We start from the raw sequence: 13420 nt of genomic DNA, 5'->3' as shown, positions 1-13420 counted from the left end.
CGCTCCCCTTACTTAATTTCGTTCAGGTTCGGGTTGCGGTCGTACTCCACACCGAGGAGGCCCGTGTTGCCGGATGCCTTGAGCTCTGCCAGGTGTGCCTGGAATTCAGCTTCCGACACCACCTTGACGCGGAACAGCATCTCGGAGTGGTACTCGCCGCAAAGTTCGGCGCACTTGCCGTCGTAGGTGCCCTCTGCGGTGGGGGTAAACCGGATGTAGTTGGTCTTGCCCGGGATCATGTCGCGCTTCTGCAGGAAGGCGGGAACCCAGAAGGAGTGGAGCACGTCGCGTGCGTTGAGCTCGAGGTCAACGGACTTGTTGACGGGCAGGTACAGCGTAGGCAGCTGTTCCTTGTCGATCGTGTTGCCGGTGAGGTGCGCCTGGACGCCAGCCTCGTGGACGTCTTCTTCGATGACATCGCCGGACTTGTAGTTGAAGTCCCAGGACCACTGCTTGCCGCGTACGTCAACAACGACGTCGGCGGGCTGCGACCGGTCATCAATGGCCTGCTGGTCGCGGTCAGTGAAGTAGAAGAACACCAGGACCATGAACAACGGGATGGTCAGGTAGAAGACTTCCAGGGGAAGGTTGAAGCTGGTCTGCCGCGGGAACCCCACGGTGCCCTTGCGGCGCCGGTACGCGACGAGGCACCAGACAATCAAGCCCCAGGTAATGATGCCCACAGCAAGGGCGGCAATCCATGAGTTGACCCAGAGGTCCATGATGCGGTCGCTGTTGCTGGTGGTGCCACGCTCTGTCGGCAGCCACCCCTTCTCTACCTCTGGCGAACATCCGGTCAAAACCAACGCGCCGGCAATCGCCAAGCTTGAGATCGTGGTGATCGTTTTGCGTCGGCTGCCGGTTCGGTTCTGCGAACTCACAGACGGCCCTTCCTACTTGTTGCTGTTGTCCGGGCAGCCATCGGCGCCGCGGGCACACTAAAAGTTTTACTACTCGGTGTAGAGCTTACCGCTCCCCCGGGCGTTTCGCCCACATGTCGGCGCCGTGGCTCCCGCAGTTAATAGCTGCGGGAGGCCACGGCGCCGGCACCAGGCGAAACAACCGGTTTCTAGTGGAAGGAATCTCCACAGGCGCAGGAGCCGCCGGCGTTCGGGTTGTCGATGGTGAAGCCCTGCTTCGCAATCGTGTCCTCAAAGTCGATGCTGGCGCCACTGAGGTACGGAACGCTCATCTTGTCCACCACTACTTCAACGCCGTCATAGTCGCGGACGGCATCTCCGTCAAGGAGACGCTCGTCGAAGTAGAGCTGGTAAATCAGCCCGGAGCAGCCGCCGGGCTGCACGGCGACGCGGAGGCGGAGGTCCGTGCGGCCTTCCTGCTCAAGGAGGCTGCGGACCTTGCCTGCGGCGACGTCGGTCAGGTTGACCTCGTGGACGGGCAGTTCATCAGTGGCAGCGCTGGTGGTCTCGGTGCTGTTCTCATTAGTTGCGGTGCTCATTGGCCTACCTTCTTAGGACGGTCTGGCGGCCCCGCGGCTAACGGTGGCCTGCCCCTACGGATTCGGTATGGGCTATAGCTACATGCTACGCGTGGCGCACCTGTAGCTCTAACTCCTGACGTAACCATGAGAGTGCGGTTCTTGTTCCCGCGGAACCTCTCCGGAACCGGTGGTTCCTAGAGCCCTGCGCTGTTCAACCTTGCAAGCATCAGCGCTTCGGCGAGGATGGCGTTCCGGAAATCGCCAAGATGCAGGGACTCGTTGGCGCTGTGCGCCCGCGAGTCCGGGTCCTCCACACCCGTCACGAGAATCTGGACATCGGGGTACAGCTCCGTAAGATCGGCAATGAAGGGAATGGAACCGCCGATTCCTGTCTCTACGGCCGGCACGCCCCACGCCTCTCCCAGCGCCCACATGGCGATGGCTGCAGCCGCTGAGGAAGTGTCCGTCTGGAACGGGTTGCCGCTCTCCCCCGGAGTGAAGGTGACTTTCGCACCGAACGGAGCGTTGGCTTGAACGTGCTTCCGGACAGCCTGCATCGCTTCTTCGGGCGCCTGCCCGGGAGCCAGCCGCAGGCTGAACTTGGCCCGCGCCTTGGGCAGCAGCGTATTGGACGCCACGTCCACGGCCGGCGCGTCGAACCCGATGATTGACAGCGCGGGCTTGGTCCAGAGCCGGGAGGCGATACTGCCTGTGCCGGCCAGCCGGACGCTGTCAAGTACCGAGGCATCGGCCCGGTAATCGGCTTCGGGGAAATCCACTGGGGTGGTATCGGAGGCGACGAGCCCCGCAATGGCGACGTTGCCGTCGTCGTCATGGAGGGTGGCGATCAGGCGTGCCAGGAGGGTGGGGGCATCCAGTACCGGGCCGCCGAACATCCCTGAGTGGACCGCGTGCTCCAGGACCTGCACTTCGATGGTCCCGTCCACAAGCCCCCGGAGGCTGGTTGTCAGGGCTGGAATGCCCACCTTCCAGTTGCTGGAATCGGCGACGACAATGACGTCGGCACGGAGCAATTCCCGGTTTGCCTCCAGGAAAGGCCGGAAGGTGGGCGAGCCGGCTTCCTCTTCACCCTCGATGAAGAACGTAACGCCCAGGCCAAGCTCCTCGCCGAGCACCTCGGACACGGCAGCGTAGGCGGCGATGTGGGCCATGATGCCGGCTTTGTCATCCGCGGCGCCGCGGCCGTAGAGCCGCCCGTCCTTTTCGACTGCAGTGAACGGCTCCGTTTCCCACAAAGACTCGTCGCCCGCGGGCTGGACATCGTGGTGCGCGTACAACAGGATGGTCGGCTTGCCTTCAGCGGCGGGACGGCGGGCGACGACGGCGGGACCGCCGGGAGTGCCGTCCGGCTTGTCACAGGCCAGGATCCGGACGTCGTCGAGCCCGCAGTCCCGCAGCAGCACCGAGACGGCTTCTGCGCTGCGCCCAAGGGGCGACCTGTCAAAGCTGGGCCAGGCGATACCGGGAATCGCGACGAGTTCCTTGAGGCGGGCAAGGGTCTGGTCAAAGGTCCGGTCTATGGCGGCGCGGAGGTCTTCCGTGCCCGGGCCTGCGACGGAGGCGGCGGGTTGGTCCGCACTAATACGGTCCGGGGTTGCCGGTGAGGGTGAAGTCATGGAAAAAACATTACCCTCGTCACATTGGCCGTCACCGCAGGCATGTCTGTTCGCAGGAAACCGGCGCCGATCCGCAAGGTATTCTGTTGAGGTGTTCGGACGTAAAAAGGAAGCGCCCTCGGCGCAGGAATCATTAGACCAGCTGGCTGCGGATGCTGCGGCGCGGCAGGGCGGCATAGCTGGCAAGGGAGCCCCCACCCCAACGCGCAAGGCGCAGGAAGCGGCCCGCAGGCGCCCGCTGGTGCCGGAGGACCGTAAAGCCTCAAAGGCTGCCGAGCGCCAGGCTGTCCAGGACCAGCGGGTCAAGATGCGCCAGGCGCTGGACACGGGCGACGAGAAGTTCCTTCCGCTGCGGGACAAGGGCCCTCAGAAGCGGTTCGCGCGTGACTACGTTGATGCCCGGTTCAGCCTCGGTGAATACCTGATGTTCGGTGCCCTGGTGTTTGTCCTTGTGTCATTGGTGGTCCCGGCGTCCAGCGACATGATGATCTATGTCCTGGGCGGTTTCTGGGTGATGTTCCTGGCCGTCTTTATCGACGTGTTTATCCTCTCCCGCAAGCTTCGCAGCCAGCTGGCCCGGAAGTTCGGCGAGGTGGAGCGCGGGACAGTCTGGTACGGCTCCATGCGCTCCCTGCAGTTCCGTAAGCTGCGCCTGCCCAAGCCGCAGGTCAAGCGGGGACAGTACCCGGCCTGACGCCGGCCCGGCACCAGCTTCCACGACAAAACGAAACCCCGGCGGGATGACCCGCCGGGGTTTCGTGCTTAAGGAAGACTGGGCCAGGCCTGCCAGGGAAGCTCAGGCGCGGCGGTTCCTCGCCAGCTGGCGGTTGATCCGGGCGGCCCAGAACGGTCCTTCATATAGGAAGGCCGTGTAGCCCTGCACCAACGTTGCTCCGGCGTCGAGCCTGTCCTGGACATCCTGGGCAGTCTCCACTCCGCCTACTGCCACCAGGGTCAGCGAATCGCCGGTGACTTTTTTGAGCCGCCGCAGCACTTCGAGGGAGCGTTGCTTCAGCGGTGCACCGGACAGGCCGCCTGCCCCGCATTTTTCCACCCGTTCCGCGGGGGAAGCCAGGCCTGTGCGGGCAATGGTGGTGTTGGTGGCGATGATGCCGTCCAGCTTCAGGTTCAGCGCAAGGCGGGCGACGTCGTCGATATCCTCGTCGCTCAGGTCCGGGGCGATCTTCACCAGCAAGGGAACGTGGCGGCCGGCGGCGCGGTCCGCTTCTTCACCCACGGCGGTGAGCAGCGGGCGGAGGCTGTCCACATCCTGCAGGAGCCGGAGTCCTGGCGTATTGGGCGAACTGACATTGACTACCAGATAATCCGCGGCGGGCGCGAGGGCGCGCGCACTGGCCAGGTAGTCCTCCACGGCGTCCGCCAGTTCCACCACCTTGGTTTTGCCGATGTTGACGCCGATGACGGGGCGCACTGAAGGATGCCTGCGCTGAAGTGCGGCACGCGCGGCCGTCAGCCGCGGGGCTACGGCGGTAGCGCCGTCGTTATTGAATCCCATCCGGTTGATGACGGCGCGGTCCTCAATCAGGCGGAACAGGCGCGGCTTTTCGTTGCCGGGCTGGGCCTGGCCGGTGATGGTGCCCACCTCAACGTGGCCGAAGCCGAGTTGAGTGAGGGCTTCAATGCCGTGGCCTTCCTTGTCAAAGCCCGCGGCAAGCCCGAAAGGTGACGGAAAGGTGATGCCAAACGCCGTCGTCTGAAGTGACGGTGCGGGCGCTGTCAGTTTCGCCAGGATCTTCCCGGCGCCGGAGCGGTGCGCAAACCTGATGCCCTTGAATCCGATTGTGTGGGCGCGCTCGGCGTCCATCCATGAAAAGGCCAGCTTGAAGAAGGTGGGATATACGCGCATGCCTTCTAGTTTTCCGTCTTGGCGGCGCCACACCAAAACGGGGCCTGGCCAAAACCAGACGGAGACGAAAAAATCGATTCCGGTCCACAGCGGACAGGGCCGAACCGGCAGGGGGACGAACAGCCGGATTAGCATAAAGCCATGGCATGGCAGCGGGACATACTGGGTGAGGAGTTCGAGTCCTATGCCTTTTCGGCTGCCGGACAGGACGGTGTGGAAAGGACCGCCACCTTGGTGAGGTTCCGGCCCGGCCAGCGGGAGGCGGGGCCGCCGGAATCCGGCCCGCTGGAACCAGGCCGGCAGGAGCCGGGCCAGCAGGAATCAGGTCGGCGGGCGTCCGGCCAGGAATCCGGTCCCTCCCCGACGGCACGCAGGGCTGTGCTTTTCCTGCACGGCTGGAGTGACTATTTCTTCAACGTTGACCTGGCGCGTTTCTGGTCCTCCGCCGGCTACGACTTTTACGCCCTGGATATGCACAACCACGGCCGGAGCCTGCGCGCCGGGTCGCCGGGCGGCTATGTGTCGGACCTGGCCGATTACGACGCTGAAATTGAGATGGCGTCCCGGCTCATCAGCCAAGAAGGCGCTGCCCTGCCGCTGACATTGATGGGGCATTCGACGGGCGGCCTGGTTGCGGCTCTGTGGGCAAGCCGGCATCCCGGGACCGTCTCGCAGCTCATCCTGAACAGTCCGTGGCTGGAGATGCATGGGAGCGCCCTGGTGCGGCGGGCGGCATCCGGCATGGTGGGGCCGGTGGCGCGATTCCGGCCGGAGGCGGTGCTGCGGCTGCCGCCGCGCGGCTTCTACTGGCGGACTATCAGCAGCGCGGCGGACGGCGAATGGGCCGTGGATGACCAGTACCGGCCGCCCTTCGCGTTTCCCGTCCGGGCGGGTTGGCTCAGCGCGGTGCTCGCCGGTCATGCGAAGGTGGCACGCGGCCTCAACATCGAGGTTCCCGTCCTGGTGCTGCTGTCCCGCGGAAGCGCCAACGGACTCTTCTGGTCAGAAGAAATGCGGCGGACGGATGCGGTACTCGACGTCAACGTCATCGCGGCGCGGGCCCTAACCCTGGGCCGCACCGTCACGGTTGAAAGGATCGACGGCGCGCTGCACGATGTGTTCCTCTCCCCGGCCGACGTCCGGGCGGACGCCTATGCGAGGCTGGCGCGCTGGCTGCGGGCGTATGGCGGGCCTGCATAGCCGAGCCGGGCGTGCAGGGAGAATGCGGACCTGCCTGGCAGGTCTACCGGCATGCAGGCCTACCCGGCGGAATCCGCGTCTGCCGGCTTGGCTGCATCAACCGCGCCGCCGTACCGCCGGTCCCGCCGGGCGTACTCTTCCACGGCTGCCCACAGGGTCCGCCGGTCGACGTCGGGCCACAGGGTGTCCATAAACACGAACTCGGCGTAGGCGGACTGCCAGAGCAGGAAGTTGGACAGGCGCTGCTCCCCGGAGCTGCGCAGGAAAAGGTCGACGTCGGGGAGGTCCGGTTCGTCAAGGTATCTCTGGATGGTCCGCTCGGTGATGGCGCCGGGCTTGAGCCGGCCGGCTGCTACGTCCGCGGCGATGGCGGAGACGGCATCGGTGATCTCGGCGCGGCCGCCGTAATTAACACACATGGTCAACGTGCAGGTGCTGTTGCCGGCAGTGAACTGCTCGGCCTCTTCGAGTTCGCGGATTACTGAGCCCCAAAGCCGGGGCCGGCGGCCGGACCAGCGGACCCGTACGCCCCATTCGTCGAGCTGGTTCCGCTGCCTCCGCAGCACGTCCTTGTTAAATCCCATGAGGAACCGCACTTCCTCCGGGGACCGCCGCCAGTTTTCCGTGGAAAAGGCGTAGACGCTGACGTATTCGATGCCCAGCTCAATAGCCCCGGCCATCACATCCAGGAGTGCGGGCTCCCCGGCTTTATGCCCTTCGATCCTGGGCAGCCCCCGCTGGTTGGCCCAGCGGCCATTGCCGTCCATCACGATGGCCACGTGGCGTGGAATGAACTCCGACGGAATGGACGGCGCCGTTGCCCCGGAGGGGTGCGGGTAGGGGGCGACCACGGGGTGCGTCCGGTTTCGGGGGGCGTTGTTCTTTTTTCCCAGGGCCACTGTCAGCTGCGCTCCACATGTTTGAGGGATTTCAGTACTCGTTCAAGATGCCATTGCAGGTACGCGGCCACCAGGCCGGCGGCTTCCTTGCGGTGCGCCGGCAGTGAGGCGTCCGCCGTGGCCCACTCCCCGGTCAGCAGCGCGGCCAGCAACACCACTGTTTCTGCCGCCGGTGCGGGCGAACCCGGCGGCCTGCACCCGGCGCACACCATCCCGCCGAGGGGGGCGGAAAAAGCGTTGTGCGGGCCGGGCAGTCCGCAGCGGGCACAGTCCGTGAAGCTCGGCGCCCAGCCTCCGGTAGCGAGTGCCCGGAGCAGGTAGGAGTCCAGGATCAGCCCGGCGGCGTGTTCGGCCCGGCTCAGCGAGGCAAGCGCACCCACCAGGAGGTTGTACTGCGCGGTGCCGGACTCGCCGTCAACGTCCGTCAGTTTCTCGGCCGTTTCCGTCATGGCGGCGGCAACGGTGTACCGGCCATAGTCAGCGGCTATGGTTCCGCCATACGCCCCCTTGGCCACCGCCTGGGTGACAATGTCCAAAGTCTTCCCGGACACAAGCTGCAGGTCCGCCACCATAAAGGGCTCAAGGCGTGCACCGAACCGGCTGCTGGTCCGTCGCACTCCCTTTGCGACAGCCCTGACTTGGCCGTGGTGTTTGGTCAGAAGCGTAATGATGCGGTCCGCCTCACCCAGTTTGTGGGTACGGAGGACGACGGCGTCGTCCCGGTACGCGCGGGAGGCGAAAGAGTGTTGGGCCACGCCTTATCTTCCCATCGTTTGCGGGCACCGTTCCCCCGGGTGCCACGGAGCAGAAGCACCCGCGCCAGTGCCGCCGGGGACCTCCCGGGCGGCACTGGCTGCCGGCATCAGGCCTGGGCGTCCCGGATGGCGCGGTTTACCGCTGAGATCACGGCTTTGAGGGACGACATGCTGGTGTTGGCGTCGATGCCCACACCCCAGAGCACCCGCTCCCCCACGGCGCATTCCACGTAGGCGGCAGCCATCGCGTTGCCGCCCTCAGAGAGAGCGTGCTCGCTGTAGTCCAGTACCCGGACGTCCACGCCATCCTCCCGCAGGATGCTCAGCAGCGCCGCAATGGGACCGTTGCCGCTGCCTGTCCGCTGGACCTGCACCCCGTCCACGGTGAGGGAGGCGTGCAGCGTCATGCCGCCGTCGTCATCGGTTTCCGTTTTGACCCCGCCCAGGGAGTAACGTCCCCACTGCCCGTCGGTCTTCCCGGACGGCAAGTACTCGTCCTGGAAGACCTGCCACAGCTGGGCTCCGCTGACTTCGCCGCCCACAGTGTCCGTGCGCTTCTGGATCACACCGGAAAATTCAATCTGGGCGCGGCGCGGCAGGTCGAGGCTGTGCTCGTTCTTCAGCAGGTAGGCAACGCCGCCCTTGCCGGACTGGGAGTTGACCCTGATGACTGCTTCGTAGCTTCGGCCGAGGTCCTTGGGGTCCACGGGCAGGTACGGGACCTGCCAGGTGACCTCGGAAACGTCCTTGCCGGCGGCGGCTGCATCCCGCTCGAGGGCCTCGAAGCCCTTCTTGATCGCGTCCTGGTGGGATCCCGAGAATGCAGTGAAGACGAGGTCGCCGCCGTAGGGGGAACGCTCCGGAACAGGCAGCTGGTTGCAGTACTCCACCGTCCGGCGGACGTCATCGATGTTGGAGAAGTCGATCATCGGGTCGATGCCCTGGACGAAAAGGTTCAGGCCCAGCGTGACCAGGTCCACGTTGCCGGTCCGCTCGCCGTTGCCGAACAGGCAGCCTTCGATCCTGTCGGCGCCGGCCATGTAGCCCAGTTCCGCCGCGGCAACGCCGGTTCCGCGGTCGTTGTGCGGGTGCAGGGAGAGGATGATGCCGTCCCGCGGGTGCAGGTGCCGGCTCATCCACTCGATGGAATCCGCGTAGACGTTGGGCGTGGCCATTTCCACGGTGGCGGGCAGGTTGATGATGACCTGGCGGTCCGCGGAGGCCTCAAATACATCGGCGACGGCGTTGCACACCCGCACGGCGTATTCCAGCTCGGTGCCGGTGAAGGACTCCGGCGAGTATTCGTAGGTCACGTGGGTGTCCACGAGGGTTTCTTCGTACTTCTTGCACAGCCGTGCACCCTGGAGGGCGATATCCAGGATTCCATCCTCGTCCTGGTTGAACACCACGCGGCGCTGCAGCACGGAGGTGGAGTTGTAGAGGTGGACGATGGCCTGTTTGGCCCCCACCAGGGACTCGTAGGTCCGTTCGATCAGGTGCTCGCGGGCCTGGGTCAGGACCTGGATGGTGACGTCGTCCGGGATGTGGTTGCCCTCGATCAGCTGGCGGACAAAGTCGAAGTCCGTCTGCGAAGCGGACGGGAAGCCAACCTCGATCTCCTTGTAGCCCATGCGGACCAGCAGGTCGAACATCTTCATCTTGCGTGCCGGGCTCATCGGATCGATCAGGGCCTGGTTGCCGTCGCGCAGGTCCACTGCACACCAGCGCGGGGCTTTGGTGATGATCTTGTCCGGCCAGGTGCGGTCCGGCAGCTCAACTTTGATCTGGTCCTGGAACGGCGTGTAGCGGTGGGCGGGCATTCCGGAGGGCTTCTGTGCGTTTCGCATTACTATCGGGGCCTTTTCTGTGGTTCTTCTTTGAAAGGGTGGCCGGGCAACACAAACTCCGCAGCGAGGGTGGGCCTTGCGCTAGATCGCGTCTGAGGCCTCGCCGCGGCAGCTAAGAAGAAGAAGCTCTGCACGCACAATTTGAGGGTAGCACGGGTGCGTAAGATGAAAGGGCACTACCGTCCGTTACGTCCACCATGCAGACGCCGCCCGGTATTCCGCTGGCCGCGGCTCTTCATCAAAAGGAGCTTCCGTGCCCATTTCGGGGATCGACCTGTCCACCTTTGATAACACCGTCCGGCCGCAGGATGACCTCTACCAGCACGTGAACGGGGCGTGGCTGAAGGTTACCGAGATTCCCGATGACCGGCCCCTCGAAGGCACTTTCACGGCACTCCGCGACGGCTCCGAAATCGCCGTCCGCGACATTATCGAGGAGGCGGCAGCGAAGGGGGAGGCCGCCAGCGGTATCGAGCGGAAAGTGGGCGGGCTCTACAGCAGCTTCATGGACGAAGCAGCGGCCGAAGCCAAGGGTATGGAACCGATCCGCCAGCGACTGGCGGACGTTTTTTCCACCACTTCCGTGGCTGACCTGGTTTCCCTGGCGGGCCGGCTGTTCCGGGCCGATGTTGGGGGGCTTTTCTACATCTACCCGGCACCGGACGCGGGGAACCCGGACCGGGTCCTTCTTTATACGGGACAGGGCGGGCTCGGGCTGCCGGACGAGTCCTACTACCGGGAAGAAAAGTTCGCACCGATGGTCTCCGCGTACGAGGCGCATGTGAGGACCATGCTCGATCTGGCCGGTGTTGCCGATGCGGGTGCCGCGGCCGGGCGGGTGGTGGCGCTGGAAACCAAACTGGCAGGCCACCACTGGGACAACGTCACGCTCCGTGATCCGCAAAAGACGTACAACCTGAAGACGGCGGACGAGGCATCTGCCATCTTCCCGTTGCTCTCCACGTGGTTCGAAGCCGCCGGCATCGACGAGGCCAAGCGTCAGGAGATCGTGGTGAGCACCCCGCCGTTCTTCGAGGGGGCGGCAGCGCTCCTTGAGTCCGAACCCTTGGCCCATTGGCAGGAATGGCTCGCCATGCGGGTGGTCAGCGCGGCCTCGCCCTACCTGTCCTCGGCTTTCGTGGACGCCAACTTCGCGTTCTACGGCACCACCATCAGCGGCACGCCGCGGAACAAGGACCGCTGGAAGCGCGGTGTGGGTGTGGTGGAGGGTGCGCTCGGCGAGGCCGTGGGGCAGATCTACGTGTCCCGGCATTTCCCGGAAACCCACAAGGCCCGGATGCAGACGCTCGTTGCCAACCTGATTGAGGCCTACCGGCAGAGCATCACCGCCGTGGGCTGGATGGGCGAGGCCACCAAGGCGGAGGCGCTGCGGAAACTGGAGGGGTTCCGGGCGAAGATCGGCTACCCGGAACAGTGGATTGACTACTCCGCTGTGGAGATCGACCCGGCTGACCTGCTGGGCAACGTGGAGCGCGCCCACAATGCCGACGTCGACCGACACCTTGACGAGGTGGGCAAACCCGTGGACCGCAACAAGTGGCTGATGACCCCGCAGACCGTCAACGCCTACTACCACCCGATGATGAACGAGATTGTGTTCCCGGCGGCCATCCTGCAGCCGCCCTTCTTCACGGCCGACGCGGATGATGCTGTGAACTATGGCGGTATCGGGGCCGTCATCGGCCACGAGATCGGCCACGGTTTTGATGATCAGGGCTCCCAGTTCGACGGCGGCGGGGCCTTGCGGAACTGGTGGACTGACGAGGACCGCCAGGCCTTTGAGCAGCTCACGGCGAAGCTGGTGGCGCAGTACGATGCGCTTTCCCCCTATGCCGCGCCCGGGCACAACGTCAACGGCCGGCTGACCCTCGGCGAAAACATTGGTGACCTCGCCGGCCTCACCATCGCCTACAAGGCCTACCTGATCAGCCTTGACGGCAAGGAACCCGAAGTCCTGGACGGCCTCACCGGACACCAGCGCTTTTTTGCCTCCTGGGCGGCGGGCTGGCGCCAGGTGATCCGGGGCGAGGAAGCGATCCGCCGGCTGGCAACGGACCCGCACTCTCCCAATGAGTTCCGGACCAACGCCATCGCCAAGAACCTCGAAGCCTTCCATGAAGCCTTCGAGGTCACGGAGGAGGACGGCATGTGGATGGCTCCCGGAGAGCGCGTCAGCATCTGGTAGCAGCCAAAAAAATAATCGGGGCCCGCGATTGCGGGCCCCGATTATTTAGTGCTGGTTTTTCCAGGCCCCCGGCCCAGTCCCGGCTAGTTATCGACGATAAGCACTGGGTTGGCCTGCTGGCAGAGGCTGTCCCCGGCTGTCTGGTTGACGATATCGTCGGGCAGAGCAACGTCCGCGCCGTAGGTGGTGCCCGACGTGAAGTCGGTGCCGAGGTACACCTGGACGCCGGATACGGCGGGTGCGGGCAGGATTTGGGCTGCGGGGATCCCCAGCTGCGCAGCGACGTCGGCAGCGACATCCGCGAAGCCGTTCCCGTAGTAGACCACGGACTGCGTCACGGGGGCGGCCTCAAACCGTCCGGTCTGGGTGAACCCGCCGCCGATCAGGGCCTGGACGATCTCCTGGGAGCGGCCGGCAACGCCCGTGCCGTTGGCTACCGTGACAGGCTGGAGCGCTTTGTCATAGGGCGGGACCGGGGTTGCCGTCCCGGTCGGAGCCGGCGTGGGCGATTCGGTGGGCGCAGGGGTGGTGGGCGCCGTCGGGTCGGTCAGGTCGATGTCCTGCTTCAGGGCGGAGAACAGCTGGGCACCGGCCGGTTCGGCAATCTGCAGCCTGTTGGGATCCACAAGCGCTGGCGTGGTGGGAACCGCCACGAAGGCAACCTTGCTGACGTCAATGTCTTTAAACCGGTTGCCGATGGTCAGCAGCGTGGGGACTGAAGCCAGCCCCTCGTCCACGGTCAGGTTCTGGGTCACGACGTCGGCGATCTTCAGCATCCTGCCGGGATCGGACAGCGTGCCTTCGTCCTTGATCTTGCGGGTGAGTGAGGAGAGGAATCCCTGCTGGGCCTTGATGCGGCCCAGGTCACCGCCGTCGGCAAAGGCATGGCGGGTGCGGAGGAAGGCCAGGGCCATCTCACCCTGCACCGCGGACGTTCCCTTCGGCAACCGAAGCCTGGAGTCGGGGTCGTACACGGCGTCGCTGATGCAGACGTCCACGCCGCCCACGGCGTTGGAAAGTTCCTTCACCGCGTTGAAGTCCGCCATCATGAAGTGGTCCACCTTCAAGCCGGTCAACTTGTTGACGGTGTCCACGGCGCAGCCGATACCCGCCTCGCCCATGGCCTCATTGATCATCACACCGCTGCGGGCCGGATATGTCTGCTTGGTCTTCTCGTCCTTGCACTCCGGGATGTCCACCAGCAGGTCGCGCGGAAAGCTGATGACGCTGACGCGCTTGTTGTCCTCGGAGATGTCCATCAGCATCATGACGTCGGACTTGCCGTAGCCGTTCGAATCATCCGAGGTGCCATAGTCGCCGTTCAGGCCGTCGCGGGTATCCGAACCCAGGATCAGGATCTGCATCCGCCCTGTCGAGTCACTCACCGCTGCGTCCGTACTTCCGCCGCCCGCGTTCAAGGGAGCCTTGGAGATGTTGCTTTGCAGCCGGATGAACCAGAATCCGGCGAACGCCAGGGCGCCGATCATCGCCAGCGACAGGATGCCGGTGACGATCTTCAGCCACAACGGCATCCCCCGCTCTGGTCCCAGGTGGCGCGCGGCTCCAAC

11 protein-coding genes are annotated in these 13420 nt (G+C 65.0%); 3 read left to right on the top strand and 8 right to left on the bottom strand.

The features are described from left to right. Positions 1 to 8: 8 nt before the first annotated feature. From coxB to QF047_RS09055, 3 genes are all read right to left on the bottom strand, one after another. Positions 9 to 881 carry a cytochrome c oxidase subunit II gene (coxB, locus tag QF047_RS09065; RefSeq protein ID WP_306633573.1) on the bottom strand — a complete coding sequence of 291 codons (873 nt, stop codon included), beginning with the start codon at positions 879 to 881 and terminating at the stop codon, positions 9 to 11. A gap of 188 nt (positions 882 to 1069) precedes the next feature. Further along, on the bottom strand, positions 1070 to 1459 hold the full coding sequence (locus QF047_RS09060) for an iron-sulfur cluster assembly accessory protein (RefSeq protein ID WP_141160398.1): 390 nt from the start codon (positions 1457 to 1459) through the stop codon (positions 1070 to 1072). A gap of 176 nt (positions 1460 to 1635) precedes the next feature. Then, a complete protein-coding gene (locus QF047_RS09055) occupies positions 1636 to 3078 on the bottom strand; it encodes a dipeptidase (protein ID WP_307275837.1) in 1443 nt (480 codons plus the stop codon). 91 nt (positions 3079 to 3169) lie between these two features. Between QF047_RS09055 and QF047_RS09050 the strand changes: the two genes are divergently transcribed. Beyond that, positions 3170 to 3772: a DUF3043 domain-containing protein gene (locus tag QF047_RS09050; protein ID WP_306633575.1), complete on the top strand. Its 603-nt coding sequence runs from the start codon at positions 3170 to 3172 to the stop codon at positions 3770 to 3772. A 102-nt stretch (positions 3773 to 3874) separates the two neighbouring features. Here QF047_RS09050 and QF047_RS09045 read toward each other — a convergent pair whose 3' ends face one another. Beyond that, positions 3875 to 4945 carry a quinone-dependent dihydroorotate dehydrogenase gene (locus QF047_RS09045; protein WP_307275832.1) on the bottom strand — a complete coding sequence of 357 codons (1071 nt, stop codon included), beginning with the start codon at positions 4943 to 4945 and terminating at the stop codon, positions 3875 to 3877. Positions 4946 to 5086: 141 nt separating this feature from the next. Here QF047_RS09045 and QF047_RS09040 point away from each other — a divergent pair, with 141 nt between their 5' ends. Beyond that, on the top strand, positions 5087 to 6145 hold the full coding sequence (locus QF047_RS09040) for an alpha/beta hydrolase (RefSeq protein ID WP_307275829.1): 1059 nt from the start codon (positions 5087 to 5089) through the stop codon (positions 6143 to 6145). Positions 6146 to 6204: 59 nt separating this feature from the next. Here the strand turns inward: QF047_RS09040 and QF047_RS09035 are convergent, their stop codons facing one another. The 3 genes from QF047_RS09035 to leuA all read right to left on the bottom strand — a co-directional run bounded on the left by QF047_RS09035 (position 6205) and on the right by leuA (position 9646). Further along, on the bottom strand, positions 6205 to 7044 hold the full coding sequence (locus QF047_RS09035) for an isoprenyl transferase (RefSeq protein ID WP_307275826.1): 840 nt from the start codon (positions 7042 to 7044) through the stop codon (positions 6205 to 6207). 2 nt (positions 7045 to 7046) lie between these two features. Next, positions 7047 to 7799, bottom strand: coding sequence for a DNA repair protein RecO (gene recO, locus QF047_RS09030; RefSeq protein WP_307275823.1), 753 nt, complete (start codon positions 7797 to 7799; stop codon positions 7047 to 7049). A gap of 107 nt (positions 7800 to 7906) precedes the next feature. Then, positions 7907 to 9646 (bottom strand): 2-isopropylmalate synthase, encoded by a 1740-nt coding sequence (gene leuA / locus QF047_RS09025; RefSeq protein WP_307275821.1) that lies wholly within the window; start codon positions 9644 to 9646, stop codon positions 7907 to 7909. A 253-nt stretch (positions 9647 to 9899) separates the two neighbouring features. Here leuA and QF047_RS09020 point away from each other — a divergent pair, with 253 nt between their 5' ends. After that, positions 9900 to 11852 carry a M13 family metallopeptidase gene (locus tag QF047_RS09020; RefSeq protein WP_307275819.1) on the top strand — a complete coding sequence of 651 codons (1953 nt, stop codon included), beginning with the start codon at positions 9900 to 9902 and terminating at the stop codon, positions 11850 to 11852. Between the two features lie 83 nt (positions 11853 to 11935). On the opposite strand, the gene QF047_RS09015 is transcribed toward QF047_RS09020, so the two are convergent. Beyond that, positions 11936 to 13384: an LCP family protein gene (locus QF047_RS09015; RefSeq protein ID WP_306639057.1), complete on the bottom strand. Its 1449-nt coding sequence runs from the start codon at positions 13382 to 13384 to the stop codon at positions 11936 to 11938. Positions 13385 to 13420 lie beyond the last annotated feature (36 nt).

The sequence above is a fragment of the Arthrobacter sp. W4I7 genome (assembly GCF_030816215.1).
GTDB classification, from domain to species: domain Bacteria; phylum Actinomycetota; class Actinomycetes; order Actinomycetales; family Micrococcaceae; genus Arthrobacter; species Arthrobacter siccitolerans_A.
The sequence above is the reverse complement of the archived record's forward strand: the minus strand, read 5'-3'. Positions and strand labels throughout refer to the sequence as shown.

Coding starts and splice junctions, on each gene's coding strand:
- QF047_RS09015 (WP_306639057.1), bottom strand. CDS start 13,384: ATGCCGTTGTGGCTGAAGATCGTCACCGGCATCCTGTCGCTGGCGATG.
- leuA (WP_307275821.1), bottom strand. CDS start 9,646: ATGCGAAACGCACAGAAGCCCTCCGGAATGCCCGCCCACCGCTACACG.
- QF047_RS09060 (WP_141160398.1), bottom strand. CDS start 1,459: ATGAGCACCGCAACTAATGAGAACAGCACCGAGACCACCAGCGCTGCC.
- QF047_RS09040 (WP_307275829.1), top strand. CDS start 5,087: ATGGCATGGCAGCGGGACATACTGGGTGAGGAGTTCGAGTCCTATGCC.
- QF047_RS09055 (WP_307275837.1), bottom strand. CDS start 3,078: ATGACTTCACCCTCACCGGCAACCCCGGACCGTATTAGTGCGGACCAA.
- QF047_RS09045 (WP_307275832.1), bottom strand. CDS start 4,945: ATGCGCGTATATCCCACCTTCTTCAAGCTGGCCTTTTCATGGATGGAC.